Here is a 26,222-nt window from a genome sequence, read left to right as displayed (position 1 = left end):
GCATGGCGTCGCTGCTCACGAAGCTACGGGCGCTGTTCGACCGCCCCCCCGACCCGGTGGCACTGGCCGAGGCCGAGAGGCTGCGCGCTGTCTACCGCGAACGGTGCGGGCATTTCAGGCACTTGCTCTCTGCCAACAAGACCGCGCTCGAGGTCATGGCCGACATGGAGGAGACGCTGCGCGGCGGGCGGCCTTTCGGGCTGCACTACGTAAGGGGCGCGTCCACGCGTGTCACGGCCAGCGTATTCCAGATGGTGCGGGCACTGAACAGCCTCACGGAAGACAGGTACCGCGACCTCTACGCCAGCTTCGACGCGGTGCGCACCGCCATCGAAGCATGCCTCGGCAGCCGCCACCGCAGTGAACGGGGGCCGCTGGTGCTGCCCATCGCCGACATCAGCCTCGACATGGCTGACGAGACGGGGGGCAAGATGGCCAATCTGGGCGAGATACGGCGCCGCCTCGGCATCTCCGTGCCCGATGGCTTCGTGGTGACCGCTTCGGGGTTCCAGTACTTCATGGCGGCCAATGGCCTTCAGGAGGAGATAGACAGGCGCATTCAGGCGGCCAACGCCGGACGCCTCGATGAGGTGTTCGCCCTGTCGTCATCCATCCAGTCGCTCATCCTGCGTGCGCCCGTGCCGGACGACCTCGCAGCCGCCATCACCGCCGAGGTGGAACGCCTTGCCGCCTGCCATGCCGGGCCTCTGCGTCTTGCCGTGCGCAGCAGCGCCGTGGGCGAGGACGCGCTGGGCGCCTCTTTCGCCGGGCAGTACCGTTCCGAACTCAATGTGACGCCTGAAGACGTGCTCGATACATGGCGCGAGGTGGTCGCCAGCAAATACGGCGTCACCGCCATGACCTACCGCCACAACCGGGGTATCCCCGATGAGGATGTGGCCATGTGCGTGGGTGGCCTCGTCATGGTCGATGCCCTTGCCGGTGGCGTGGCCTACAGCCGTAATCCACTCGACCTGCGCGACAACACCGTGGTCATCAATGCGGTCGCGGGGCTGCCCAAGGCTGTGGTCGACGGCAGCTGGACGCCTGACGTCTTCGTCGTCTCGCGTGACGTCCCCCCGCGCCTCGTCCGGCGCGAGATAGCCTCCAAACCCGGACGTTTCGTGTGCGACCCCGTCGAGGGGGTGCGCCTTGTGGAACTGCCCGAGGCGGAGCGTACCCTGCCTTCCATAGATGATGCACTGGCGGTGGAGATAGCCTCTCTGGCGGCGGGCTTCGAAGTCTACTACGGCGAACCGCAGGATATCGAATGGGCGCTCGCCCCCGACGGGCAGCTGGTCATCCTGCAAAGCCGCCCCCTCAAGGAGGCGGTACACGAGGCGCCGCTGGACATCGCCGCAGCCGCCGGGCCGGATGTGCCGGGCGGAGGCGGGTCGGCGTATCCCGTGCTGCTTGCGGGTGGTGCCGCCGCCAGCCCCGGGACGGGGGCCGGAGACGTGTATGTGGTGCGGCGTGACGCCGACCTTCTGGGCTTCCCGGACGGGGCGGTCCTCGTCGTGGAGCGTTCGTTGCCCCGCTGGGCCCCATTGCTGGGGCGGGCTGCCGCCGTGGTGGCCGAGGCGGGCGGCACGGCGGGGCATCTTGCCAGCGTGGCGCGCGAATACGGCGTTCCCGCGCTTTTCGGCATCGAAGGCTGTGTGGCTGCGCTGGAAGGGGCGGGCACGGTCACCGTGGATGCGGACAACCGCAGGGTCCATCCCGGCAGGATAGAGGCCCTTCTCGAACGGACGCCGCCCCGCAACCTCATGCAGGGCAGCCCCGTCTTCGAGACCTTGCAACAGGTGGCACGCCTTGTGGTGCCGCTCAATCTGCTCGACCCCGAGTCGCCTTCGTTCGCCCCAGGCAACTGCCGCACCCTGCACGACATCACCCGTTTCTGCCACGAGAAGTCGGTGGATGCCCTCTTCGGTGCACATGAAGGCTCGCCCGCCGAGGCCTTGGCGGGAAAGCAGCTGCGCGCCGGGGTGAAGTTGCAGTACTGGGTCATCGACATCGACGATGGCTTCATCGACCCCGTGCCGGGCAAGGTGGTCGACATCGCCAACATCCGTTCGCTGCCCATGCTGTACCTGTGGGATGGCATGGTGGCCGTGCCATGGGCCGGGCCGCCCACGCTGGACGCGCAGGGGTTCTTCTCCGTGGTGTTCGAAAGCACCGCCAACCCCGACCTTGAGGCTACAGCCGCCAGCCCGCTGGCCAACAAGAACTTCCTGATGGTGTCCGCCGACTTCTGCAACCTGCAGGCGCGTTTCGGCTACCACTTCTGCACCGTCGAGGCGCAGGCGGGTGACGATGCCCACGGCAACTATGTGAGTTTCCATTTCAAGGGCGGGGCCGCCAGCCCCGACAGACGGGTGTCGCGCGCCTTGCTGGTCGCCGAGGTGCTGGAGGAACAGGGCTTTCGGGTGGACGTGAAAGAGGATGCCCTCTTCGCCTCATGCGAAGGGCAGCCGCGCGAGGAGACACTGGCGCTCACGCGGCTGCTTGGTTACCTGATCATCCATACCCGTCAGGTGGACATGATCATGCACAACGCCACTGCACGCGCGGCCTTGCACCAGCGCTTGCGTGACGAGATGCTAGCGGTGCGCCAGCGGCCCGCCGTCGTCGTCCCCTATGTGCAGCCGCACCGTTAGGGGGTGCGTTTCGCATCTGGCTGTCGGCAGCCCCAGAACAGTTTCAGGTGGTGGACTTGGCGAGTCGCAGGCGTGAGCGAGGGAAGGATGGCGCACGGTGGCACATGGCAGACGCGGTACGTCGTGCGGGTGCCACCTGAAAGCCAGCCATGCCTCATCGGGCCGAACGTACCCGACAGCCGGTGACGCAGATGCTGTGGGGGACATCTTTCCCCCTGCCGACATCGCCCCCCGTCGTGCAGCCCCCGACAACCTGCGCCCCGGCGTCTACACACTCCCGGGGCGGCGGCGTGCCCGCCGTCGTCGTACAAGCCCGGCGACCTTCGCCCATTCTTCCTCGTAGGTGGAACGCGCACTCTCCGCGATGTGTTCTGCCGCCTCGCACGAGGCAGTCCCCAACTCATCCCGGCATGCGTCGGCAAGGCGTTGCATGGTCTCGTCCATCTGACGTTCGAGCATGGCGATGTAACCGGCATCGTCTTCCATGAGAATCCCCGGCGTTGAGGTGACCCGCCAGTCTTTCCCATAGGCGTGTCGTGCCCGTCTGTCCATGCCTGATACAGGGGGGCTGGCAACACTGCGTAACGTGCCTTCCTGTGGCTGCCCGGCGGCGCATCATGATGCGCCAACGCAGAGGCGTGTACGCCCAAGGCAAAGGCGGGTATGCGCTATCGCGCACACCCGCCTCGTTGTCATCTGTCTGGGGTCTGCCAGTGTTCCTGCGTCGTCGTCACTGCCGCGCATGTCTGGGCGCAGTGCCCCGGAGGTCTCCGACGGTTGTCCTTCGCAGGAGGCGCAAGGCGCCTGTGGCCGCTGGCCGCACGTCTGCAGGGCTGTCTGCCAGCCCGTTGCCTACGTCGTACAGATTTCGGCTAGATATCGCCGCCAATCTTGTGGATGGCGACCATGCCCCCGGCAACACTCTTGGTGTTGGTCAGGCCGAGTCTGTCGAGGATGAGTTGCGACTCGAAGGAACGCAGACCGGTGTTGCACACCAGCATGACGGTCTTGTCACGCGGGATTTCGTCGATGCGGGCGGCGAGTTCCTCTTCGGGGATGTTGATCCATTCATCACCGTATTTCTCCACCAGCGGGACGGCGTTGGCGGCAAGGCGCGTGTCGACGAAGCATATGTCGGCATCCTTGCGGCCTTCCCACAGCTGGACGAACTCTTCCGTGCCCACGAGACGGCAGCGGCCCGCCAGCACGTTGTCTGCCACGTTGCCCGCCACGTTGACGATGTCCATGGCAGAGGCGAAGGGCGGCGAGTAGACCACTTCGGCGTTGCTGATGTCCTCGACGGTGGGCTTTGAAGCCAGCATGGTCGCCACGGCATTGATGCGTGCCGTGAGAGCATCGCCAAGTGTCGAGAACCCCTGAATGCCGAGCACACGGCGGGTGGGCCTGTCCACCACCAGTTGCAGGGTCATGATGGTCTTTTCGGGGTAGAAATGGGCGCGGTCGAACTGTTCCACGTGCACGTTGACGGCGTCATACCCTTCGCGAAGCGCGCCTTCGACCGTAAGGCCCGCACCGGAGGCGGAGCCCTCGAAGAGCTTCACGGCCCAGCTGCCCACGGCGCCGGGGAAGGTGGCGTCACCATCTGCGAGGTTGGTGCCGATGACACGCCCCTGACGGTTGGCCATGGAACCCAGCGGGAAGAAGCCGGGCTTGCCCGTGACGAGGTTGGGTATGGTGACGCAGTCGCCCCCGGCGAAGATGTCGGGGTCGGAGGTGCGCATGCGGGTGTCGACGATGATGGCGCCGCGGGGGTCGAGTTCGAGTCCGGCGTCGCGTGCCAGTTGGGTGTTGGGCGATACCCCGGCGGCAAGGATGACGAGGTCGGCGTCGAGGGTGCGCTTGTCGGTGATCACGCGGGCGACCTTGCCGTTCTCGCCTTCAAGGCGGACGACCTTCTCGCCGGTGTGCACGACGACGTCGTTCTTCTCAAGGTCGTGGCGCAGCATCTGCGAAAGCGACTTTGACGTGAAGCCCGGCATGATCTGGTCGGCGAGTTCCACCACGGTGGTGTCGATGCCCCACATGTCGGCAAGGCTCACGGCCATTTCAAGGCCGATGAAGCCGCCGCCCACGATGACGGCCTTGGAGACCTCTCCGGCGGAGATGGCGTGTTGCACGAACTCGGCTTCGTCGAGGTTGGTGACGGGAGTGACCCCGGCAAGGTCCATGCCTTCGACAGGAGGCCTGTTGGCTTTGCTGCCGAGGGCGAGCACCAGCTTGTCGTATTTGAGGGTGCGGCGTTCACCCGTGCGCAGGTTCTCGATCTCCACCGTATGGGCGGCCCGGTCGATGGCATGGGCGCGGGTCTCGACCAGTGCCTCCACGTCCTTGTTGATGCGGAAGAACTCGGGGTCGCGAACCACGTTGTAGGGTGTGGCCTGCAACGACTCGATGTTGCTCACCTCTCCGGACACGTAGTAGGGGATGCCGCAACCGCCGTAAGAGATGCGCGATGCCTGGTCGATCATGGTGACGTGGGCTTCGGGGTCGAGACGTTTGAAGCGGCAGGCGGCCTTGGGCCCGAGGGCCACTGCGCCGATGACGACGACATGCTTCGGCATGGGTTCCTCCAGAGATGCGGCGTTGGGGCGGCGAAAGCAGGTGGGGTGCTTTGGCCCGTTACGGGTGCGTGGCTGGCATACGCCAGCTGTGCCGGTAGGTTGAGTGCCTTACGCTTTGGTGAGCGTCAAGCATCTGAAAGCATACTTTCGGAGTAGGATTTACACCCATGCCGGGCTTTTCGCAAGGTCTGTGTCCACTGACATTGTCCCTGTCGTCGTTTTTACGTAGTGGAGACGGTGCCTGTACCGTTGTGCGTTGAGGTCTGTTGCGCAAACGAAAAAAGCCCTTTCGGGCAGTGTGGCGACCGGGGCGGTCGTGTCGTGCTGGCGTGGTCAAAGGGCGTGAAAAAAGGCGTGCAGTGCCGGATGTACGGCGGCGTCCAGCTGATGCGTGGAACGGTTTTGCACGCCTTCTAGGGGTTTACAATGGTTTCCCCATCGGTCATGGGCAACTCGCTTTGCCGTTATGGGATCCTGTTTCCACCAGAGGCTATACCCTCCGCCATTGTCCTTCTGAACACTGCCTCGTCTTCGTGCTTTCCCTGCCACCAAGTGGCCCTGTCCCGGCTGCCTCAGGCGCAGCCTGAAGACCTCTTGCGCACTCCGACACCGTTGTGGCGATGCTTCCGACGCATCGCACTCCTGCACCAAATCCGGCGGCACTCGCAGCGGCCGTGAAATGGATACGGCCTAAACATAACGCAGTGCGTCGTCTGTGTCCATATGGATGCAATCTTTTTGCAGTGTGCCGACTGTCTCATCAAACATGATGCAATGTACCGTAACGATTGATGCGTCTGATTAGCTCTGTTGCCATCTTCTTATCCTGTGAATGTAACATGCCGTTAAAGAAGGTGATGTTTTTTTGTGCTGCGATGGCAAGGTGTTGGATGTGTGTTGCGGCAAATGACAGAAGGCCGGAGCAGCGAACATGCTCCGGCCTTCGTGCAAGGTCGTTGTGTGCGAGGCTGACTACTTGCCAGCCAGTCCAAGCTTCGCCGCGATGCGCTGGGCCGCTTCGACGGTGTACTTTTCAGCCAGTGCCACCTTGTCCTCATCGTGCAGCACCAGCGAGGGCGCGTTGCCGAGAGTGGCGTCGGGCGTGACGCCATAGGCGGGCGGAAAACCATTGGTGAAGTACATGTCCTGAAAGCCCGAGAACTTGAGGCTGTGTGCCGTGGCGTCGAGCACCGCCGTCTCGTCCTTGTCGACAAGACCCAGTTCCTTGGCGCGCAGAAGTCCCGCAAGGCACTCGCCACCCTGCGTGCAGGCGATGTGCCCATGGCGGTTGGCGCGGATCATGGAATCCATGATGGCCTGTTCCGTCACCTGCACCACCTGGAAGGCACCGGGGCCGCCGAGGGCCTCGAACCGTTCGGCGAGGTGCCTCACGCGGGGGAAGGACACGGGGTTTCCGATCATTGCCGCCTGCGCCACGCTGGGCTGGACGGTGACGGGTTCGTAGTGGCGCTGCCTGGGGTCTTCGACGCTGTAGTAGCGGTAGACGGGGTCGGCGTGGTGCGACTGCACCCCGAAGACGCGCGGAAGGGCGTCGATGATGCCAAGACGGTGCATCTTGAGAAAGCCCGACATGACAGCGGTGATGTTGCCTGCGTTGCCGATGGGCACGAAGACGCACTTGCCCGCCATGTCCCAGCCGTACCACTGGGCCACTTCGAAGGCGTACGACTCCTGCCCGAGGATGCGCCAGCTGTTCTTGGAGTTGAGCAGGGCGACGCGGTAGTTCTCGGCAAGGTGCTCGACCACTTTCATGCAGTCGTCGAACACGCCGGGAATCTCGAGCACCGTGGCCCCGCTGCCAAGAGGCTGCGAAAGCTGCTGCGGGGTGACCTTGCCGTGGGGCAGGATGACCGCCGACTTGATGGGGGAACCCACATACGAGGCGTACAGGGCCGCTGCGGCGGACGTGTCACCCGTGGAGGCGCAGATGGTGAGCACCTCGTCCCAGCCGTGCTTGCGTACCAGTGCGCGCAGGTAGCTGAAGGCGCAGGCCATGCCCCTGTCCTTGAACGATGCACTGGGGTTCTGGCCGTCGTTCTTGTAGGCGAAACGCTGCCCGACGCTTCTTTCGAGGGCGGGCGAGGCATCCACCACCGGCGTATTGCCTTCGCCAAGATAGATGATGTCGTCCTCTTCAAGGACGGGGGCCATCAATTCATAGAAGCGGAAGATGCCGCGCAGCGAACGGCACCGGGTGGATGCCCGGGAGTCGAAGAGCGTGCGCCAGTCGTCGCCGCTACGGTGGTCGGCGAGGTGGTCGAAGTCGAGGTCTTCAAGCAGGAAGACCCCGCCGCACGAGGGGCAGGTGTAGAGCAGTTCGTCTATGGAGTGCCGTGCCCCGCATCCGAGGCAGACATATTCCATCCGGCTGCGCCAGCCGGGAAAATCACAGGAGGGCATGGTTTACTCCGTAACGTATGTTGCCGTACAGCGGCGCACCGGTCTTGCGGCGGGCGTCGCGTTGCTTCAAGTGCGGGCGCACGCAGGGGGGCCCGTAATGCCTGACGGACTTCAGGCCGGGCTGCTGCCGGCCTACTGGCCGGACGATTTGCCCGATTTGCCTGCGGACTTGTCCGCAGCCTTGCCACCCGTTTTGCCCGCAGACTTGCTGGCAGGCTTTGCCACGGACCTGCTGGCAGGCTTGCCGACCGTTTTGCCCGCAGGCTTGTCCTCTGGCTTGCTTTCGGCCGCGCTGGCTTCGGGGGCGTTGTCGTGCTCCTCGTTCTCGCGCTTGTCGCCTTCATCGGCAGCGACGGGGGCTTCGGCCCCGTGCGCGGAGGCGTCGGACGTCTCTTGTGACGGTGCGGCTTCTGTGGAGGGCTTGTGCGCATCGCAGCCGCAATCGCAGCCGCAGTCCACCGTGCCGGCGTGGGCGGCATCGGCGGCGGCTTCAGGCGCAGCCCCGGCGTCCGTCCCCTGCGCGGCGTCGTGGTGCTTCTTCTGCCACGGCTTCTCTTCGCCGCGCGAGAGGCGGCCTATGTTCTCGCGGTGACTCCAGTACACGAGCACCATGACGACAAGTGCAAGCGGTACAAGCTTCCAGTGACCACCCAGAAGCAGCATGGCGGGCATGGCCGTGACCAGCGTGAGGGAACCCAGCGAGACGAATCCCGACCGCCAGATGACGGCGAGGCAGGCGATGCCGGAGAGCACCAGCGGCCAGAAGGCCAGCGGCAGGAACACGCCCACGGTGGTGGCGACGGCCTTGCCGCCCTTGAAACTCAAGAAGCACGAGTAGAGATGGCCCAGCAGCGCGGCGAGAGCCGTGAGGCTGTGAAAGACGGTGGAATCACTGATGGAGAGGGCCACGGCCACGGGGATGGCGCCCTTGAGGGCGTCACACACGAGGGTGAGCACGCCCACCTTCGTGCCGCACAGCCGTGCGACGTTGGTGGCTCCCACGTTGCGGCTGCCGCCCGTGCGGGGGTCGGTGCCGCAGAACATCTTGGCGAAGAGCAGACCGAACGGGATGGAGCCCATCACGTAGGCGACGGCGAGCCAGAGCAGCGAACCCATGTTTCCTCCTTGTGGCGACGCCTAGCCTTCCATGGCGTCCACTATCTGAATCTCGTTGTTGAGCGGATGCACCTTGCCGAGTCGTACATTGAAATGCTGGCCCGGATAGACCTTGTCGCCGAAGGTGGACCGTCTGCCCCGCACGAAAATCTGCACTTCAGGCAGGCTGATGGTGACGAAGGCGTCGTTCTCTTCGGTGACCACGGCCTCGTGCCATGCCTTGTCACCCTGCTGCCGGATGTAGAAGAGCTTCCAGTAGCGGGGGCGGAAGCGTTGCACCTGCCCCGCGGCATCAAGACGCGCACCGAGAAGCGGCAGCATGGCCTCCACCTCTTCACGCGACCAGCGCGGGGTGCCGTGGGTCAGATAATGGATGACCTGCGCCTCGTTGACAAGGTCGGGGTAGCGCCGCAACGGCGAGGTCACGGGACTGTAGGCGGGCACGGCGATACCCGCGTGGGGCTTGGCAACGGGTTCGAGGTGGGCAGGGGCCAGTGCCTTGACCACCCGTGCGATGTCGTGCGGCTGGTTCCATACCCCGGCATATTCGCGCGGGATGCCCACGTCCTGCGTGCGGTGGAGGAGAGTGATGCCACGTTCCGCACCCCATGAGGCGATGGCGGCGTTGGCAAGGATCATCATCTCCGAGACGAGAAGCTGCGCGCGCGGGGTCTCGTCGGGCGGGGCCACATGCACCTTCACGGCGCAGCCCTCGCCTTCGAGGGTGACCTTGGGGTCGTCGCGTTCGATGATCACGGCACCGGCAGCCACGCGCAACTGCTGCCGCACTCTCGCCAGCGCATCCGCCAGCGCGAGGCGGTCGGCGTGCGGGGCGGCGCGACCTGCATCGCCCTCTCCGGTGAGGCATGCCTCACATTCGGTGTAGGTGAGGTTGGCGGCGAGGCGCACCCACCCGGTGGCGGGGGTGGTGGAACGGAGTGACCCGTCGGGCGCGATGTCGAAGGTGACCAGCAGTGCGGGTCTGTCCTGACCTGCGAGAAGGCTGTAGGCGTCTGTCCCCAGCGTCTCCGGCATCATGTGATGCGACCTTTCGGGCAGGTAGATGCTGGTGGCACGGCGCAGGACGGCCCTGTCCAGCGGCCCGTCGAAGTCCCACCCTGTGACGGGCGACGCCAGCACGAGGCGCAGTATCCACCCTCCCTCGGGAGAGGGCGAGATGTCGAAGGCGTCGTCGATGTCGCGGGTGGTGGACGAGTCGATGCTGATGAACGTGCCGTCCACGAGTGGTTCGCGCAGCGCTTCGACGCGCTTCATGAGTGCGTCGATTTCGTCCACGTGGTCGATGGCCCACTCGTCGCCGGGGGCATAGCCTGCCCTGTCCATCCAGAAGTTGTGGTGGACTGGCACGATGCCCCATGCGGCGGCAAGGTGCAGCGGCATGTGCGCGTCGTCGGGCAGGCCCTTGGTGACCTGCTTCCAGACCGAATCGCTGTCATGGTCGTCTGGGTCGGCCATGCGAGTGCGCAGCAGCGTGGCGAGACGTTCCGCCACTTCGGCGGGGGGCATCTCGGAAGACGAGGGCAGCGGCATGGTGCGGCGGCGGCAATGCACGTCCCACAGCACCTTGATGAAGGCCTGTCCGGCTTCGACGAGGGCTTCACGCACTCGCGCGGCCTCCATCTCGACCATGCGCGCTTCGACCTTGGCGGCGTCGTAGACCTCGAAGTCCGGCGGGTGGAACTTGAAGTGCGTCTTGCAACCGAGCAGTGCCCGGCCCATGGCGGCCACCTCGTCGACGCCCGGAGTCTCGCCCAGAAGTTCGGCGAACCATTCCACGGACGCCTGTTCCACTTCGCCCTGTACCATCTCCCACAATTCGAGGGGCTGGATGTCGGCTTCGCGGGTGTCGCGCCGCTGGCGGTGCTCTTCGAGCAGCGCCACCATGTCGTCACGCGAGCGTTCGCCATCGTAACGCGGCCCTGCCCATGGCAGAAGCCTCGCCGCGGCGAGCTTCGTCTCGCGCCGGTTGGGCAGGAACAGGCGCAGGCGGCCGCCCTGTTCCTCCATGACCCACGCTATCTGGGGGCGGTTGCCCTGCATGAACTCCACGACGCAGCCAGCGCCGGGAAAACGCACGATGCCCGAAGGTGTCGCCATCTGCCCGCCTAGTGCTTGAACGACCGCTGGCCGGTGAAGACCATGGCCACCTGCGGTGTAGCTTCGTTGAGGGCCATGATGACCTCATGGTCACGCATGGACCCGCCGGGCTGGGCGATGGCGGCGACACCCTGTGCCACGGCGCAGTCGACGCCGTCGCGGAAGGGGAAGAAGCCGTCAGAGACGAGCGAGGTGCCGATGAGCCCGCCCTTGGCAGCGCGGGTGCGTTCGTCGATGTCGGCGAGCGCGGCGGCTGCCGTGGCGTCTGCAACGGCCTTCTGCTTCAGTTCGTACAGCGAGCAGCCCTGTTCGCGGAAGGCGAGAACGTCGGCGTACTTGGTGTAGGCCTTGTGGATGGCGAGTTCGACGCAGCCCACGCGGTCCTGTTCACCCGTGCCGATGGAGACGGTGGCGCCGTCCTTGACGAAGATGACCGAGTTGGACGTGACGCCCGACTCGACAGCCCATGCGAAGAGCAGGTCTTCGGCCTCCTGCTTCGAAGGCGCGCGTGCGGTGACGGTGACGCCTTCCTTGCTGGTGGCGGTGGCGGGCAGGAAGTCGCCCACGGTGCGGATGCGGTTGCGGAACGAGTGCTGCACCACGATGCCGCCGTCGGTGAGGCTCTTGACGTCGAGGAAGGGCGCGTCGGCCAGCACCTCCTCGAGGCGGGCGAGACCGGGGATGCGCAGGATGCGGAGGTTCTTGCGGGCCTTGATGATGTCGAGGGCGCCCTCTTCGAAGTCGGGGGCTGCCACCACCTCGAAGTAGTTGGCGGCGATGAGTTCGGCCGCAGCCTTGTCGAGGGGGCGGTTCAGCACCACGGCACCGCCGAAGGCGGCGATGCGGTCGCTCCAGAACGCCTTGGAGAGGGCGTCGGCGATGCCCGCGTCACTCCACGCGGCCCCGCTGGGGTTGTTGTGCTTGAGGATGATGGCGGCGGGACGGGCGGTGAGGTACTGCAGCATGTTGATGCCGTTGTCCACGTCCGTGAGATTGGTCTTGCCGGGGTGTTTGCCCGCCTGCACCATGTGCTCTTCGGTCAGCGCCGAGACGAGCCCCTGTCCGGGCCCCCTGAAGGTGACGCCACCCAGTTCGAGACCGCCTTCCGCCAGTTCGTAGAGGGCTGCGGGCTGGTCGGGGTTCTCACCGTAGCGCAGCCCCTTGGCTTCACCGTCGATGACCCATGTGCGCTTGCGGTAGACCAGCGTGCGGTCGCCGAAGCTGATGGTCATGCGTTCGGGAAAGTCGTCCTGTTGCAGGGTGCGGTACATGTCCTTGAGGCTGCTCATGGTTGGCTCCGGTATGGATTTGGGCTGGCTGCTGGATGCACTGCGCGGGATGCCGCCGTGGCGGGCCCATGTGCGGGCCAGACCCGGCATGACGCCCCGGCGGAACGACGACCGCACGACACCCCGGCAGGGGCGCGCGCCGCGCTCGCGGAAGGCGGACAAGGTAGCACAGTGCCCGACGACGGGCAATTTCCATTTGAACGCCCGCGCGGATTGACGTAGCCTTGCGCCGCCGGGCCCTGCGCCCCGCACAAGGAGGTTCGTCAAACCCTATGGAGCAGCAACTGCTGAAACTCGCACGCCAGCTTGACGCATTCGATGAGGCGTCGCTCATGGCGCTGTGGGAGCGCTACGCCGCCATCGTCGACCGTTTCGAGCCCTCCCGCCGTTGGGAAGAGGCCGCCCTCGTCCTTTCGCTCATTCAGGCCAAGCGCTGGAAGAACCAGCTCTTCAACCACCAGTGGGCGTCGCGTGTGCGTTCGCAGGGCGTTGATGCCGCCCCCCCGCGTGTGGACTTCGACCTCGAGCGTCGTCCTGCCTCCGGGGCGTCGCCCCTAGATGAAGGGCGCGACGGGCGTCCCGCGGACGGCAAGAAGCGGGGCAAGGTGCTTCGCTTCGGGCCTGTCGAGGACGACTAGCCCCGAGAGCACATAGTAGTACCAGCGCACACTCTCCACGAAATCCACGGCCTCATAGCCTCTACAGTACCCGTAGCGCGCCCGCGTGTAGTATTTCGCGCGGGCCAGCTTGGGGAACACTTCCTTGAGTTCGCGCCATGTGCGCCCCGACCCGCCGAGTTCCTGCGAAAGGCGGATGGCGTCGCGCAGATGCCCCGGCCCCTGATTGAAGCCTGCAAGGGTGAAGAACCAGCGGTCCCACGGGTCGAGGTTCAACTCTTCGAGACTGTCCCATATCATGCGCAGATAGCGTGCGCCGCCCCGGATGGACTGGTCGGGGTCCATGCGGTTGACCTTGAGGTCGATGGCCGTCTCCTGCGTGAGTTGCATGATGCCGCGCACCCCCGTGTGGCTGCGGGCGTTGGGATTGAAGCGCGATTCCTGGAAGATGACCGCGGTGAGCAGCAGCGGGTCGAGCCCCGCCTTCGAGGCCGCCTTGGCGATGGTGCGCCCGTAGCGGGGCACGCGGTCTTCCACCGTGTCGGAGAGTTCCTTCAGGTCGTAAGGGTCGAGCGTCTCCGGCAGGAAGCCGAAATACTGCTCGGTGAGGTCGTCGAGCATGGTGTCCACGGGGTGCTGGCGCGCCTGCCAGAAGCCGCGCAGGTTGGCGTCGAGGCGCGGTGCGCCTGCACGCCAGTGCCAGCGGTAGGTGAGGGGCGATTCCAGCGTGGCGGCGCGGCTTTCGGTGTGGACGAAGGGTTGCCAGAGCGCCCATGATGCGCCGTCGATGATCGTCGGCGTTTCGTGGGCCGTCGCAGGGAGTGCTGCGCCCTCTTGCCTGTCCGGCATGGTTGCCGTGCGCGCAGGTGCGCCCGTAGCGTGCAGGCCTTCCGCATCGGGCGTGAAGGCGGCCGTCTGCATGACGGGCGCTTCGTATTCGTCGCGCAACACCTCGGGTTCGCGGCCGTCGGCATGGCGGGCGCGGACTTCCACCGGGCGTTCGTGGGCGTAGGAGGGGCCGCTGGCGATGGCGTCGTCGGCACAGGGTGCCTCGGTGAAGCCCACGGCGAGGTCGGCCCTGTTGCGCCGCAGCATGTCCAGCGCCTCTGCCCTGTCGGCGGCAGAAAGCCATTCGATGCGGTAGCCGTAGGTGCGTGCGAAGCGTTCCACGAGGTCGGGTTCGAAGCCTTCGCCATAGGGGGAGAGGCGCGCGAAGACGCGCTCGCGTGCCGGGGCGGCCACGCGCAGGACATCGTTGTCGTGGTGGTGCGGAAGAGAGGCTTTTGAGGAGGCGGGGGCGAGGGCGAGGGTGAGAAGAAGTGCCTTGGCGAAAAGCAGCCCGAAGAACTGCCACCTTTTCCGGTGAAGGTTCGAGTGTGTCATATCTCTGGGACCCGGTAGCCGTGCAGCGGGGCATCAGCGCTGTGGCGGGCCGCCCTGTCCCGTCGCCTGTTGGTCGGCGACGGCGGGATGCCGCCGGGTCTGTGGGGTGCGTTGATCGCTTGTTTGGAAGTGAATAAATTGACTTTGAACGTGTGGCGGTGTATGTGATGATGCCTTTTCTGCGTACCAAGGGCGACCGCCCCCGGACGCAGGGTGGCATTCCATGTCACAAGGAGTCGGAAATGTCAAACGTGGTAGTGATGGGCGCCCAGTGGGGCGATGAAGGCAAGGGCAAGATCGTCGACCTGCTCACGCGGGAGAGCGACGTCATCGTCCGCTTCCAGGGTGGCAACAACGCCGGGCACACCGTGCTCGTGGGCGAGAAACAGTACATCCTGCACCTCATCCCCTCCGGCATCCTGCATGAAGGCAAGAAGTGCCTCATCGGCAACGGCGTGGTGCTCGACCCCGAAGTGTTCTGCCGCGAGATTGACTCGCTGCGTGCACAGGGCGTGGACATGAGCCCCGCACGGCTCATGATCAGCCGCAAGACGCACCTCATCATGCCCTACCACAAGGTGCTCGATCAGGCGCGCGAGGCGCACAAGTGCAAGGATGCCAAGATAGGCACCACCGGGCGCGGCATCGGCCCCTGCTATGAGGACAAGTCCGCGCGCATCGGCGTGCGTGCCGCCGACCTCGCCATGCCCGAACTGCTGCGCTCCAAGATCGAGGCCGCCCTCGTCGAAAAGAACGCCCTCTTCACCGGGCTTTACGGTCAGCAGCCCCTCGACGCCGATGCAGTGTTCGAAGAGGTCATGGCCCATGGTGCCAAGCTTGTCCCCTATCTCGCCGACGTCTCCTCCGAGATCCACGATGCGTGGGCCGAAGGCCGGAGCGTCCTGTTCGAAGGCGCACAGGGTACGCATCTCGACATCGATCACGGCACCTATCCCTTCGTGACCTCCTCCAACACCGTGTCGGGCAATGCCGCGGCCGGTAGCGGCGTGCCGCCCACGAAGCTCGACCGCATCATCGCCATCGTCAAGGCGTACACCACCCGCGTCGGTGCAGGGCCCTTCCCCACCGAACTGGATGACGCCACCGGCGAATACCTGCAGCAGAAGGGCCATGAATTCGGCGCCACCACGGGCCGCAAGCGCCGCTGCGGCTGGCTCGACGCCGTGGTGCTGCGCGAATCGGTTCGGCTCAACGGCCCCACCGACATCGCCCTCACCAAGCTTGACGTGCTCTCGGGCCTCAAAGAGATCAGCATCTGCACCGCCTACATCTACAGGGGCGAGCAGGTGGCCTACCCCCCGCAGGAACAGAACGGCATGGCCCACGTCACCCCCGTGTACGAGACCATACCCGGCTGGGATGACGACATCACCGGCTGCACCACGTGGGAAAGCCTGCCCGCTCCCGTGAAGGCCTATGTCCTGCGCATCGAGGAAATCACCGGCGTACGTATTTCGCTGGTCTCCGTCGGGCCTGAGCGCGACCAGACCATCCGTCGCTAGGCTGTCATGGCGCGCGACGTCGACGCTACGCTTCCCGGGGCCGGGGAGGGGGTGAAAGCCCTCTCCCCGGCCCTTGCCGCACGCTTCGATGGCGTGCGCGCCCGGCTGGAGGCCCTTGCCGGTTCGCCCCCGCAAGTGCTGCTGCTCGAAGGGGCGACGGCCGACGAGCGCTATGCCGTGGCCCTGTGGTGGGCAGCCCGTCTCAATTGCCGCGAAGCCTCTTCCCCCTGCCTCGCCTGTCCCGCCTGTGTGCAGGTGACGGGCGGAATGCACCGCGACGTCTTTCTCTTCGACGGGCGCGAGGGCAACATCAGCATCGACTCGGTGCGCGAGGTGCGTTCCATCCTCGGTGAACCACCCCGTGGCGACGGGTATCGCGTCATCGTCTTCGCCGAGGCGCAGTCGCTGGGCGAGGCCGCTGCCAACGCATTGCTCAAATCGCTGGAGGAACCGCGCCCCGGCACGTCATTCCTCCTGCTGGCCCCACAGCGTGAACGCCTTCTGCCCACCCTCGTCTCTCGCGGCTGGGTGCTGACCCTGCCGTGGCCGCGTCCCATGGATGCGCCTGCCGAAGCCGTGACCCCGTGGCTGGATGCGCTGGCCGCCTTCTGTGGTTCGGGGCGGGGCTGGTTCGAGAAGACGGGCGTACGGGGGGCCGTGGACGCCGACCTTGCCACGGCGGTGGTTCTTGCCTGTGAACGTGCCCTCCTTGCCGCCCTGTCCGGCGAGGCGGATGCCGGTGACGGCGGGCATGCGCCCTCGCCCATGGCGACGCATCCGCTGACGGCGTTCTTCAGCCGTCTGGGGCCGGAGGGCATGGCGCAGGTCGATGCCCTGCTGGCCCACTGTAGCGAAAGTCTCGCATTGCGGCCAAGTCCTGTGACCCCTCCCATGGTTCTCGACTGGCTGGCGGCGCACCTCTTCGGGTTGGCACGTTCGCGACGCAAGTCTCCGGCGGCTGCGCGCTGAAGCCTCCTGTCCTGAAGGTCACAAGAAAAGGGTGCGATGTCTCCACCGCGCCCTTTGTCGTCTCTTCATCCTGCCCACCGTCTCTTCATCCCGTCTACAGCCGATGCACGGTGTGCCCGGTCATGGGACATTGTCTACGTGCTTCAACCTCGGTCGTCTGACAGCCGACGCCTGTCTGCATCAGCCGCTACCTGTCTCGGCGGTGCCGCGTATGCCGGACATCACCGCATCACAGATGAATGTAGTGCGCAGGATGATGCGAGGGTGTGCCGGGTATGCGTCGTCGTTCAGGGTGACGTCAGCTCGCCTCTGCGTCACGCCTGCCCGTCGTCCAGCCCGAAGAAGCGCCGCGCGTTGTCGCCTGCCGTCGTCCACAGGTCTGCCGTGTCCATACCCCGTTCCTTTGCCACGCACTGCGCCGTGAACACCACGTAGGCCGGTTCGTTGCGCTTGCCCCTGTAGGGTACGGGCGTGAGGTAGGGGCAGTCCGTCTCCAGCATGAGGCGGTCGACGGGGATGACGTGCACCGCCTCGCGCAGCGCCGTATTGGCAGGGTAGGTGACAGGGCCGGGAATGGAGATATGCCAGCCGTTGTCCACGATGCGTTCAGCGAGGGGGGCGTCACCCCCGAAGCAGTGCCACAGTACGGGATATCCCCGGAAACCATCACCTTCGAGGATGGCGATGGTCTCTTCAGCCGCGTCGCGCGCATGGATGACTACAGGCCGCGAGACCTCGCGTGCGAGGGCGAGTTGTGCCCTGAAGGCGGCGCGTTGCACGTCGGGGGGGCAGTCGTCCCAGTAGAAGTCGAGTCCTATCTCTCCCACGGCGCGCAGCCGCGGGTCGCTGGCGAAAGCCTTCCGCATGGCATCGAGGGCCGCCTCGTCGCAGGTGTGCCCTTCGCAGGGGTGGATGCCCAGCAGGAAGAAGACGGAAGGATGGCTGTCGAACAGGTGACGGTTGCGTGCGTACGCCTGCGGGCCGAGAAAGACATTGCCCATGCGTGCAATGCCAGCCTGTTGCGCGCGTTGCAGCACGTCGCCGAGGTCTTCCGCAAAGGCGTCGAGGTCGAGATGGGCGTGCGATTCGACACCGCAGCACGGAAGGCCGAGGCTTTCCGGCGCGGGGCGTTCAGGTTTCTTCTTGGACATGGTGCGATGACTCCGGACATCACCCGTGCCGGGGCAGCGGGATTTCAGGCTTGAATGTTGGCATGACGGGCCTTCCGTCGCGGGGAGAAGATAGGCCCGTCGCCGGGGATTGCAAGTGTGCCGTGCACGGGAGGCTGTCGCGGCGGACGGGCTACGCCTTGCGGGCGGCATGCGGTTTGCGATGGGTCTGGAAGGTTCGGGGTGGGACGTGCAGACGGCCTTGGCCTTGCGCTGGGCCTAGGGCCTACGTGCGGCAGGGAACAGGTCGCCTTCGGCGGCGCGTGCCCACAGCGTCAGCAGCGCATCACGCTGGGCGGCGAGGTCGTAGGCCGCGGCGGTGTGCAGTCCAGCCTTGCGCAGCGCATCCACCCGCGGGTCGGCGGCGGCTATCATGCGTATCGCATGTTCGAGGGCGAAGGCGGCGCCGGTCACGTCGGCGTCGGCGGCGAACAGCCCGTTGCCACCCCAAGGCACCTCGCGCAGGAGATACCACGGCAGATAGCCGCCCGGCATGGCCTGCCGCATGTAGTCCCATCCACCCATGCCCGCGAAGCCGACGACAAGCGCTCCTGAAGCCATGGCCTCGAGCGGGGGAAGCGGGCAACCTTCGGGAAAGCCGGTGGCAAGGAAGATGTGCGCCGAACGCAGTGCCGCTGCCACCTCGGGTTGCCGCAGCCCGTGGATTTCGACCCACTCCACGGGGAGAGGGCCCGCACTCCCGCAGGGCGGGGCAAGGGAGAGGCGCGCTTCGAGGATGGCACGTATCTGGATGGCCAGCGCCTTGTTCTTGCGGGGCATCCAGCACACGCGAATCCGGTCACGGGGCGGGCAGACATCGGTATCGTCGGGGCGTGCCGGATGGAACAGGGCCGTGTCGATGCCCGGACGCAAGACGACCGCCTCGTGCCCGGTGGTCTCTCGTGTGAACCATGCCACGGGGTCGGAGACCGCCATGAACGACACGTCAAGCTGCGGCCACTGCACGCCTGACGGAAGCGCGGAAAGCAGGTACGCCCAATTCTGCACGTAGACCACGTTACGCGCACCGGCCTTCAGTCCGGGGGCGAGGGCGTTGACCCAGCCCTCCGGGACCAGCCAGAGGTCGTCGCCGGACAGGTCGATGGACTCCCACGATACAACCGGGAGTTCACGCGCCGCTTCGTCGAGGCACGGTGCCGTGTCGCGCGGGACGAGGGCCACGTCGTGTCCGGCCTGATGCAGGTGTGAGGCCATGCGGTAGAGTACGGCAAGGCCGCCGGACATGCGGGGCAGCGGAGGGATGAAGATGCGCGTTCGCATGACGCGACGTTAGCCTACTTTGCCGTTTGAGGCGAGAGGGCGTGAGGCTGCGGTTTCGGCAATGCGGGCTATGGGGCGCCGCAGGCGGTTGCATCGCTATGCGATGCGCACTCGCCGGGGCGGCACCGAAAAGCGGCGGCGGGTCTCCCCGCCGCCGCCCGTCGTTCCGATTTCAGTCCGCCCGCTGGCCGCCCGCTGTCTGGCAGTCGCCCGGCAGTCCCCGGCATTCGCCTTGTCGACGGTCAGGTTGCCGGGTCATTTCCGCAGGCAGCCTTCATGAACGGCATTCCGTGGCAGCATTCGCGGCCGGTCGTGCCCGCTGGTCGTGCCCGCTGGTCGTGTCCTGCGGGTATCGTTGGCCGCCGCGGCGTGTCGCCTGTGTCCCTTGCCGGGCAGGTCCGGTCACAGTTCCTGCCGGTACTGCATGGACTGGCGCAGGGTCTCACGGTCCATGAACTTGACCTCGGCCCCGAGGGGGATGCCCTGCGCGAGTCTGGTCACACGGACGCCGGGGTACTGGCGTTCGACCATTGCCCGGATGAAGGTGGCGGTGTTCTCGGCCTCCACGGTGGTTCCCAGCGCCAGCACCACCTCGCGCACCTGCCCTTCAGCGAGGCGACGGGTGAGCCTTTCCAGTTCCAGCGAGTCGGCGTTCACATTGTCCAGCGGTGCCAGCAGGCCGCCGAGAATGAGGTACTGCCCCCTGTAGAAGCCGCCCTCTTCCAGCGTGAGCATGCTGTCCCATTCGGAGACGAGACACAGCATGTCCTGTGTGCGGGTGGCATCGGTGCACAGGGCGCAGGGGTCGCAGTCGGTGAGCGCACCGCAACGCCTGCACAGGTGCAGGTTGTCGCGCAGGTCGTGGATGCCCCGCCCGAGACGTCGCGTCTCGCTGGCGGGCCATTTGAGCAGCGTCATGGCAAGGCGCAGGGCCGACTTGGGGCCCAGTCCCGGCAGTTTCGCCAGCTGGTCCACGAGGGCCTTCAAGGGTTCTGGAAGACGCTGCACAGTGACTCCGCTAGATGATGCCGGGGAGGCGCAGGCCGCCGGTGAGGGCGTTCATCTCACGTTCCATGGTGGCACGCGAGACGCGGACGCCTTCGTTGACCGCGGTGAGGATGAGGTCTTGCAGCATCTCCACATCGCCGCCTTCGAGGGCCTTGGGGTCGATGGTGATGGATTTCAGTTCCTGACGGCCCGTCACGGAAACCTTGACCATGCCGCCGCCGCTGGATGCTTCGAAGGACTTGTCCGCCATCTCCGACTGGAGTTTGGCGAGTTTGGACTGCATCAGGTTGGCCTGACGAAGAAGGTCGTTCATGCCTCTCATGGCTTGTTGTCTCCTTGCTCGGTGGTGTCTTCAGGGCGGCGCAGGTCTGCAAGCGGTGTACACTTGAGGATGCACGCGCCCATCTCTTCCTTGAGTAGTTGTACGGCGGGGTGGGCCTCCGCCTCTTTACGCAGTTCGGCTTCAGTGCGGCGCACTCGCGTGGGCGGGTTCACCTCTACGCGGCACGCATCCCCGAAATAGTCGCGCACCAGTCCGGCGAGCGTCGTCCGTGTCGCTGCGTCCGTAAGGCGCTCATACTGGACTGACGACATGGTGGCAAGACGCAGGATGCCGTCATCGTGTTCGGGGGTGGTCTGCCGCAGGACGGTTGCGAGTCTGCCGCCCTGCCCGTTCCGCCCTTGGCAGAACTCGAGGAATCCGTCCCATGTCCTCGGGCCGGACGGCGTGTGCTCTGCCGTGTCGGAGTCGTCACCCTGTGCTGGTGCCGCCGGGCTGCCCGCAGTAGGCGAGGCTTCCGGCATCCGCGGTGCGGGCCGTGGCGGGATGCCCGTCTGGCGTGGCGCGGGGGCTGCATCGTCCCACGGCACTCGTGGTGAAGGCGCTGCGGAGGGCGCCGGTGTGGCGGGTGCTGCTGGCGAAGGTGTCATCCCGGCAGCGGGGGCTGTGCCTTGCATCCCCTGTGTGCCCGGTGTGGGGATGGTTGCAGCACCACCCGAGGCTGGGCCTTCGGCAGCGGAACCCGAAGGGGCGGATGCGCCTCCACCCGAAGGACGCAGACTCTCCACGGGCATGAGGCGGGGCAGCATGGCGAGATTGAGCAGCAGCAGCTCAAGCGCCATGGCCGGTTCGAGGCTGGTCAGCACCCGACGCTGTCCTTCGAGGGTCATCTGCCAGCAGGCATGGATGTGCGCGGGTTCGAACCGTTTGGCCCATCCGAGCCATTGCCGGGCTTCGTCCTCTGGCAGGTCGAGGGATGCGAGGGCCGCTTCGCCCGCCTGCCGCAACATGAAGAGGTTGCGCCATGTGGCCACGAGTTCGCGCAGGAAGAAGCCCATGTCCACGCCTCTGTCGAGCAGCTCACGGACGACGTTCGCCACGCCAAGGCAGTCTTGTGCAGCCAGTGCCTCCATGAGCCGCAGGAACAGTTCCTGCCCCGCCAGCCCCAGCACGCCACGCGCACCGTCGATGGTGAGGCGGCTTTCGCCCAGTGCGAGCACCTGCCCGAGCAACGACATGGAGTCGCGCACGCTGCCTGCCGCCCGTCGTGCGATGAGACGCACGGCAGCCGGGTCGTAGTCGACGCCCTCGCGACCGAGCACCTTGGTGAGGTGCGCTTCAAGCCCGGCTTCGGAAAGGCGGGTGAAGGTGAAGTGCTGGCAGCGGCTGACGATGGTGACCGGAAACTTGTGCGGTTCGGTGGTCGCCAGCACGAAGGTCACGCGGGCCGGGGGTTCCTCCAGCGTCTTCAGCAGGGCGTTGAAGGCTTCGCGCGTGAGCATGTGCGCCTCGTCGATGATGAAGACCTTGTAGCGGCCTTCCATCGGGGCGTAGCCGATGGCCTCCTTGAGGCGTTTGGCGTCGTCGATGCCTCGGTTCGAGGCCCCGTCTATCTCCACCACGTCCACGTGCATCCCCTGCGTGACCTTGCGGCATTGCTCACAGGTGTTGCAGGGTTCGCCGGTGGGGGCGGTGGTACAGTTGAGGGCCTTGGCGAAGATGCGGGCGATGGTGGTCTTGCCCACCCCGCGCGTGCCGCTGAACAGGTAGGCGGGAGCGACCCGGTTCTCCTGTGCTGCGCGCGAGAGGATGGCCTTTACCGTCTCCTGCCCCGCGACCTCGGCGAAGGTCTGCGGGCGGTATCTGGCTGTCAGCGAGGCGTGGCTCATGCCGTCGATGCTTCTTTCGGAAGGGGCGTGACCGTGCGGCCCCGCCCCTCTCGCGTCAAATGGTGTCTTCGTTATGGACGTGCCGCGCGTCGTAGCCGGGCAGATGCCGGGGTGTGGACGCGTCTCTGTGTCGTCTGTCTATACTGCGAAAGTGCTACAGCGCGTAGCGGTGCAGCCAGTGGTCGTAGCTGGGGTTGTCGCCCTTGACGGCCTTGAAATATTCCTGCTGGAGATGCTTGGTGACAGGCCCGGCACTTCCCTTGCCGATGACGCGGCGGTCGACTTCGCGGATGGGCGTCACCTCGGCGGCGGTACCGCAGAAGAACGCTTCGTCGGCGACATAGAGTTCGTCGCGGGTGAACTGCTGTTCGACCACTTCGTAGCCGAGGTCGCGTGCCAGCGTCATGAGGCTGTTGCGGGTGATGCCGTCGAGGATGGAGGTCAGCGGCGTGGTCTTGATGACGCCGTTGCGGACCATGAAGATGTTCTCGCCCGTGGCTTCGGAGACGAAGCCGCTCACGTCCAGCATCAGGGCCTCGTCGTAGCCGTCCGCCTTGGCCTCCATCTTGGCCAGCACCGAGTTGACATAGTTGCCCGAGGCCTTGGCCTTGGTCATCATGGCATTGACGTGGTGGCGGGCGAACGAACTGGTCTTGACGCGGATGCCCTTTTCGAGGGCCTCGGCACCGAGGTACGCACCCCAAGGCCATACGGCGATGATGGTCTGAACGGGGTTGTCGCCGGGGTAGACGCCCATGGCCCCTGCGCCGACGAACGAAAGGGGACGGATGTAGCCTTCGGCGAGCCTGTTGCGTTGCAGCGTCTCCACGATGGCGTCGAAGATGGCGTCTTCGGTGAAGGGAATCTCCATGCGCAGGATCTTGGCCGACGAGAACAGGCGCTGCACGTGTTCGCGCAGACGGAAGACGGCCGAAGAACCATCGGCGCAACGGTAGGCGCGAATGCCTTCGAAGACACCCACGCCGTAGTGCAGGGCGTGGGTGAGCACATGCACGTTGGCCTCATCCCACGGAACCTGCTTGCCGTCGAACCAGATGGTTTCCGATTTCTGGACCATGCTCATAACTCCTTGCATACCCTGCGGCCCTTTGCCATGGCTCCTGACGCCGCAAGCGGGCGCCTGCGGTGGCGGAGGCGGGCCCGTGAAGGGGAACATGTGCCGCGGGGCGGCACACGGGACACTGCCGTAACGAGCAACGCTAAAGGAAAGCCCTGCGCAAGGTCAAGGCCGGGACAGAGGGACTGCATGGCCCCGTCCCGTGCGGATGCCGCGCGGTCACCGGCGAGTGCCTTCAGTCGCAATGCGGATGTCGCGAAAAGGCGGTGGGGCTTTCCCTATGAGGCCCGACCGCGGTATCATGGTGGATATGGTGGAAAACCCCACCTTGTATTTGCATTCTCTAGACATTTGCTATACGGATTCGGGTGAGCTTCAAGCCAACAACCCGGAGCATCGTGTGAATCGACGCACGTTCCTCGCAGCCGCCCTTTGTGGAACCCTCCAGCTGTTGCTGGCCGGGGGGGCTGTCGCAGCCTCCGGCGGCGTTCAACCTTCACGTCCTGCCCCTGCCAAGCCCGCCCCCAAGGGCAAGGCTGCACCTGCGGCCCCCGCCCGCAAGACGCAGGGGCGCGTCTCCGCGCCGCAACGCGGCGCGCAACGCCCCGCCAAGGCCGCATCCCGGGCGCGCGCCCAGACCGTAGAACCCGACCTCGCCCCGGCCAGGGCCGTCAGCCAGCCGCCTCAGCCCCTGCCAGCCGAAACCTCCGAGTCAGTGCGCGACTATCTCTACAAGATGCGCAACTTCGACGAGGTGCATCCTTCCGACATCGTGCTCACCCCTGAACGCTACGCCCTCATGGGGGGGCTGGTCGACAGGCTGGACAGGCTGCAACGCACCGTGGGACACGGCTTCTTCTATCTGCTGAGCCTCGACGAGGCCATGCGGCAGGCGCGGCGTCCCGCCGTGGGAGCATTCTCGCGCGCCGAACTCGAGTTCATCGACGACGTGTTCCACGCCGATGCCAAGAACTACGGCTTTCTCGGCAAGAAGCCCCTTTCCACGCTCACCTCCGTCATCCCGCAGCGTGAGGTGGTGAAGGTGCCCGGCATGGGCAACTATCTCTATCGCGGTGACGCGCACGAGACATGGCTGACCATTCAGCGCATCATGGGTGAGCAGGTGGTGCTGACCAGCGGGGTGCGGGGTATCGTCAAGCAGTTGCACCTCTTTCTCGCCAAGGCCGAGGCCAATGGCGGCAACCTCTCGCTGGCGTCACGTTCGCTGGCGCCTCCCGGCTATTCATTCCACGGCGTGGGAGACTTCGACGTGGGACAGCGCGGATACGGCATCCGCAACTTCACGTCCGACTTCACCGGAACCGAGGTCTTCCGCAAGCTTGAAGAGCGCGGCTACATCACGCTGCGCTACCCGCGTGACAACTTTCTCGGGGTTCGCTTCGAACCTTGGCACGTCAAGGTCATCGCATGAGATGGATATCCGCGCTATTGTCGGGCCTGCTGGTCTTCGCATCCCTATGGGCGTGCAGCCCCGCCCTCGCTGCCCCGGAAGGCACCAACCTCGATTTCACCCTGCACCGTCTCGGGACGGGTGGGCCCGTGGTGCTTGTGGTGGGAGGCATACAGGGTGACGAACCGGGGGGATTCTCGGCCGCCACGCTACTGGTCACCCACTACCGGTTCACGTCGGGCAGAGTGTGGGTGGTGCCCAATCTCAATTTCCCCAGCATCATCAAACGGTCGCGCGGGGTGCATGGCGACCTCAACCGCAAGTTCGCGACCCTGCCCGCCGACGACCCCGAATACCCGCTGGTGCAGCGCATCCAGCGCATCATCACCGCGCCTGACGTCTCTCTCGTGCTGAACCTGCATGACGGCAGCGGCTTCTATCGCCCCGACCATGAGGACGCCCAGTGCAATCCCTCGCGGTGGGGACAGAGTGTCATCATCGACAAGGCGCGCCTCGAAGGGGCACCCCTCGGCGACCTCACCGGCATGGGTGAACGTGCCGTACGCGATGTGAACGAAGGCGTGCTTGTGCCCAAGCACCGCTATCACCTCAAGAACACCCGCACCGACGAGGGCGACCATGAGATGGACCGTACCCTCACATGGTTCGCCTACCGCAACGGCAAGCCCGCCTTCGGCATCGAAGCCAGCAAGGACTTCACCACCGAATATCGCGCCTACTACCATCTTCGTGCGGTGGAGGCGTTCCTGAAGCAGGCGGGGGTCCGCTTCGAACGCGACTTCGACCTTTCACCCCGCGGTGTGCAGGCGGCCCTTGAAAGCGACGTGACCGTGGGCTTTGCGCACAACCGCATCGTGCTGCCGCTGGACGACGTGCGCCCTTCGCTGGGCAGCTTCCCCCTTCCGCGTGATGTGGCAGGCACGTTCGCTGCCAGCAAGCCCATTCTCGCCCTCGTGTCCGCCAAGGGCGGATATGACGTCTTCTATGGCAACCGCACCCTCACGAGATTGCGTCCTGACTGGCGCGACACTGACGACGCCCTGTCGGGCATGACGCTCATGGTGGACGGCAAGCCCGTGCGCGTTGGCTTCGGCGAAGTGGTGTCGGTGCGCGAGCGTTTCGTGGTGCAGCCTGTGAAGGGGTATCGCATCAACGCCATCGGTGCCACGGCGCATCGTACCGATGAAAGCGGCATTCCGCTTGGCAAGCGCGACTTCATGGCACGCTACTCGGTGGACAAGGCGGGCACGCTGTACCGTGTCGAAGTCTACCGGGGGCAGAAGTTCGCGGGCATGGTGCTGGTGCGTTTCGGTAGCGGGCCCACGCTGCGCAAGGCTGGTTTCCTGCCCGCGGTGGCGGGGCGTGAAAGCGACCTTGGCATGTGACCGCCAGCCCATCTTTCTTCGCAAC

The 26,222-nt window shown here is 65.7% G+C and carries 19 protein-coding genes; 6 read left to right on the top strand and 13 right to left on the bottom strand.

What is annotated here, in order from left to right; all coding sequences use genetic code 11:
- Window positions 1-2 precede the first annotated feature (2 nt).
- The gene (locus DVU_RS15110; protein ID WP_010940472.1) at window positions 3-2,657 is read left to right on the top strand and encodes a PEP/pyruvate-binding domain-containing protein; all 2,655 of its coding nucleotides are present in this window, start codon (window positions 3-5) and stop codon (window positions 2,655-2,657) included.
- A 267-nt stretch (window positions 2,658-2,924) separates the two neighbouring features.
- Here the strand turns inward: DVU_RS15110 and DVU_RS15105 are convergent, their stop codons facing one another.
- The 6 genes from DVU_RS15105 to DVU_RS15080 all read right to left on the bottom strand — a co-directional run bounded on the left by DVU_RS15105 (window position 2,925) and on the right by DVU_RS15080 (window position 12,183).
- Complete coding sequence (locus tag DVU_RS15105) at window positions 2,925-3,143, bottom strand: hypothetical protein (protein ID WP_011791439.1); 219 nt, start codon at window positions 3,141-3,143, stop codon at window positions 2,925-2,927.
- Between the two features lie 386 nt (window positions 3,144-3,529).
- Window positions 3,530-5,239 (bottom strand): FAD-dependent oxidoreductase, encoded by a 1,710-nt coding sequence (locus DVU_RS15100; protein ID WP_010940470.1) that lies wholly within the window; start codon window positions 5,237-5,239, stop codon window positions 3,530-3,532.
- Between the two features lie 972 nt (window positions 5,240-6,211).
- Window positions 6,212-7,660, bottom strand: a complete 1,449-nt coding sequence (thrC, locus tag DVU_RS15095) for a threonine synthase (protein WP_014524630.1) — start codon at window positions 7,658-7,660, stop codon at window positions 6,212-6,214.
- A 132-nt stretch (window positions 7,661-7,792) separates the two neighbouring features.
- Complete coding sequence (gene plsY / locus DVU_RS15090; RefSeq protein WP_010940466.1) at window positions 7,793-8,776, bottom strand: glycerol-3-phosphate 1-O-acyltransferase PlsY; 984 nt, start codon at window positions 8,774-8,776, stop codon at window positions 7,793-7,795.
- A gap of 21 nt (window positions 8,777-8,797) precedes the next feature.
- Window positions 8,798-10,894: a ribonuclease catalytic domain-containing protein gene (locus DVU_RS15085; protein ID WP_010940465.1), complete on the bottom strand. Its 2,097-nt coding sequence runs from the start codon at window positions 10,892-10,894 to the stop codon at window positions 8,798-8,800.
- Window positions 10,895-10,902: 8 nt separating this feature from the next.
- Window positions 10,903-12,183, bottom strand: a complete 1,281-nt coding sequence (locus tag DVU_RS15080) for a phosphoribosylaminoimidazolecarboxamide formyltransferase (protein WP_014524629.1) — start codon at window positions 12,181-12,183, stop codon at window positions 10,903-10,905.
- A gap of 272 nt (window positions 12,184-12,455) precedes the next feature.
- On the opposite strand from DVU_RS15080, the gene DVU_RS15075 reads away from it, so the two are divergent.
- Window positions 12,456-12,821: a hypothetical protein gene (locus DVU_RS15075; protein ID WP_010940662.1), complete on the top strand. Its 366-nt coding sequence runs from the start codon at window positions 12,456-12,458 to the stop codon at window positions 12,819-12,821.
- Here DVU_RS15075 and DVU_RS15070 read toward each other — a convergent pair.
- Complete coding sequence (locus tag DVU_RS15070) at window positions 12,738-14,183, bottom strand: MltF family protein (protein WP_010940463.1); 1,446 nt, start codon at window positions 14,181-14,183, stop codon at window positions 12,738-12,740. The genes DVU_RS15075 and DVU_RS15070 overlap by 84 nt on opposite strands.
- A 242-nt stretch (window positions 14,184-14,425) precedes the next feature.
- On the opposite strand from DVU_RS15070, the gene DVU_RS15065 reads away from it, so the two are divergent.
- Both DVU_RS15065 and DVU_RS15060 read left to right on the top strand, forming a co-directional pair.
- Window positions 14,426-15,706 (top strand): adenylosuccinate synthase, encoded by a 1,281-nt coding sequence (locus DVU_RS15065; RefSeq protein ID WP_010940462.1) that lies wholly within the window; start codon window positions 14,426-14,428, stop codon window positions 15,704-15,706.
- A 6-nt stretch (window positions 15,707-15,712) separates the two neighbouring features.
- Entirely contained in the window at window positions 15,713-16,675 is a 963-nt protein-coding gene (locus DVU_RS15060; RefSeq protein WP_010940461.1) for a DNA polymerase III subunit delta', read from the top strand.
- A gap of 314 nt (window positions 16,676-16,989) precedes the next feature.
- Here the strand turns inward: DVU_RS15060 and DVU_RS15055 are convergent, their stop codons facing one another.
- The 6 genes from DVU_RS15055 to DVU_RS15030 all read right to left on the bottom strand — a co-directional run bounded on the left by DVU_RS15055 (window position 16,990) and on the right by DVU_RS15030 (window position 23,380).
- Window positions 16,990-17,826: a TatD family hydrolase gene (locus DVU_RS15055; RefSeq protein WP_010940460.1), complete on the bottom strand. Its 837-nt coding sequence runs from the start codon at window positions 17,824-17,826 to the stop codon at window positions 16,990-16,992.
- Window positions 17,827-18,063: 237 nt separating this feature from the next.
- Window positions 18,064-19,125: a glycosyltransferase family 4 protein gene (locus DVU_RS15050; RefSeq protein WP_010940459.1), complete on the bottom strand. Its 1,062-nt coding sequence runs from the start codon at window positions 19,123-19,125 to the stop codon at window positions 18,064-18,066.
- 402 nt (window positions 19,126-19,527) lie between these two features.
- A complete protein-coding gene (gene recR / locus DVU_RS15045) occupies window positions 19,528-20,133 on the bottom strand; it encodes a recombination mediator RecR (protein ID WP_010940458.1) in 606 nt (201 codons plus the stop codon).
- A gap of 10 nt (window positions 20,134-20,143) precedes the next feature.
- A complete protein-coding gene (locus DVU_RS15040; protein WP_010940457.1) occupies window positions 20,144-20,455 on the bottom strand; it encodes a YbaB/EbfC family nucleoid-associated protein in 312 nt (103 codons plus the stop codon).
- Window positions 20,452-22,302, bottom strand: coding sequence for a DNA polymerase III subunit gamma/tau (dnaX, locus tag DVU_RS15035; RefSeq protein WP_010940456.1), 1,851 nt, complete (start codon window positions 22,300-22,302; stop codon window positions 20,452-20,454). Before dnaX ends, DVU_RS15040 begins: the two co-directional genes overlap by 4 nt.
- A 154-nt stretch (window positions 22,303-22,456) precedes the next feature.
- Window positions 22,457-23,380 carry a branched-chain amino acid transaminase gene (locus DVU_RS15030; RefSeq protein WP_014524628.1) on the bottom strand — a complete coding sequence of 308 codons (924 nt, stop codon included), beginning with the start codon at window positions 23,378-23,380 and terminating at the stop codon, window positions 22,457-22,459.
- 400 nt (window positions 23,381-23,780) lie between these two features.
- Between DVU_RS15030 and DVU_RS15025 the strand changes: the two genes are divergently transcribed.
- Both DVU_RS15025 and DVU_RS15020 read left to right on the top strand, forming a co-directional pair.
- Window positions 23,781-24,812 carry a M15 family metallopeptidase gene (locus DVU_RS15025; RefSeq protein WP_223295118.1) on the top strand — a complete coding sequence of 344 codons (1,032 nt, stop codon included), beginning with the start codon at window positions 23,781-23,783 and terminating at the stop codon, window positions 24,810-24,812.
- Window positions 24,809-26,197: a lipoprotein gene (locus tag DVU_RS15020; protein ID WP_010940453.1), complete on the top strand. Its 1,389-nt coding sequence runs from the start codon at window positions 24,809-24,811 to the stop codon at window positions 26,195-26,197. The genes DVU_RS15025 and DVU_RS15020 overlap by 4 nt, the downstream gene beginning before the upstream one ends.
- Window positions 26,198-26,222 lie beyond the last annotated feature (25 nt).

This window comes from Nitratidesulfovibrio vulgaris str. Hildenborough (assembly GCF_000195755.1).
Classification (GTDB): domain Bacteria; phylum Desulfobacterota; class Desulfovibrionia; order Desulfovibrionales; family Desulfovibrionaceae; genus Nitratidesulfovibrio; species Nitratidesulfovibrio vulgaris.
The sequence above is the reverse complement of the archived record's forward strand: the minus strand, read 5'-3'. Positions and strand labels throughout refer to the sequence as shown.

Bases quoted from the DNA above. Each gene is read 5' to 3' on its own strand.
- DVU_RS15110 (WP_010940472.1), top strand. From the start codon at position 3: ATGGCGTCGCTGCTCACGAAGCTACGGGCGCTGTTCGACCGCCCCCCC.
- DVU_RS15105 (WP_011791439.1), bottom strand. From the start codon at position 3,143: ATGGAAGACGATGCCGGTTACATCGCCATGCTCGAACGTCAGATGGAC.
- DVU_RS15075 (WP_010940662.1), top strand. From the start codon at position 12,456: ATGGAGCAGCAACTGCTGAAACTCGCACGCCAGCTTGACGCATTCGAT.
- DVU_RS15060 (WP_010940461.1), top strand. From the start codon at position 15,713: ATGGCGCGCGACGTCGACGCTACGCTTCCCGGGGCCGGGGAGGGGGTG.
- DVU_RS15070 (WP_010940463.1), bottom strand. From the start codon at position 14,183: ATGACACACTCGAACCTTCACCGGAAAAGGTGGCAGTTCTTCGGGCTG.
- DVU_RS15020 (WP_010940453.1), top strand. From the start codon at position 24,809: ATGAGATGGATATCCGCGCTATTGTCGGGCCTGCTGGTCTTCGCATCC.
- DVU_RS15065 (WP_010940462.1), top strand. From the start codon at position 14,426: ATGTCAAACGTGGTAGTGATGGGCGCCCAGTGGGGCGATGAAGGCAAG.
- DVU_RS15055 (WP_010940460.1), bottom strand. From the start codon at position 17,826: ATGTCCAAGAAGAAACCTGAACGCCCCGCGCCGGAAAGCCTCGGCCTT.
- DVU_RS15040 (WP_010940457.1), bottom strand. From the start codon at position 20,455: ATGAGAGGCATGAACGACCTTCTTCGTCAGGCCAACCTGATGCAGTCC.
- DVU_RS15050 (WP_010940459.1), bottom strand. From the start codon at position 19,125: ATGCGAACGCGCATCTTCATCCCTCCGCTGCCCCGCATGTCCGGCGGC.
- plsY (WP_010940466.1), bottom strand. From the start codon at position 8,776: ATGGGTTCGCTGCTCTGGCTCGCCGTCGCCTACGTGATGGGCTCCATC.
- DVU_RS15030 (WP_014524628.1), bottom strand. From the start codon at position 23,380: ATGGTCCAGAAATCGGAAACCATCTGGTTCGACGGCAAGCAGGTTCCG.
- DVU_RS15080 (WP_014524629.1), bottom strand. From the start codon at position 12,183: ATGAGCAGCCTCAAGGACATGTACCGCACCCTGCAACAGGACGACTTT.
- DVU_RS15100 (WP_010940470.1), bottom strand. From the start codon at position 5,239: ATGCCGAAGCATGTCGTCGTCATCGGCGCAGTGGCCCTCGGGCCCAAG.
- thrC (WP_014524630.1), bottom strand. From the start codon at position 7,660: ATGCCCTCCTGTGATTTTCCCGGCTGGCGCAGCCGGATGGAATATGTC.
- DVU_RS15085 (WP_010940465.1), bottom strand. From the start codon at position 10,894: ATGGCGACACCTTCGGGCATCGTGCGTTTTCCCGGCGCTGGCTGCGTC.
- dnaX (WP_010940456.1), bottom strand. From the start codon at position 22,302: ATGAGCCACGCCTCGCTGACAGCCAGATACCGCCCGCAGACCTTCGCC.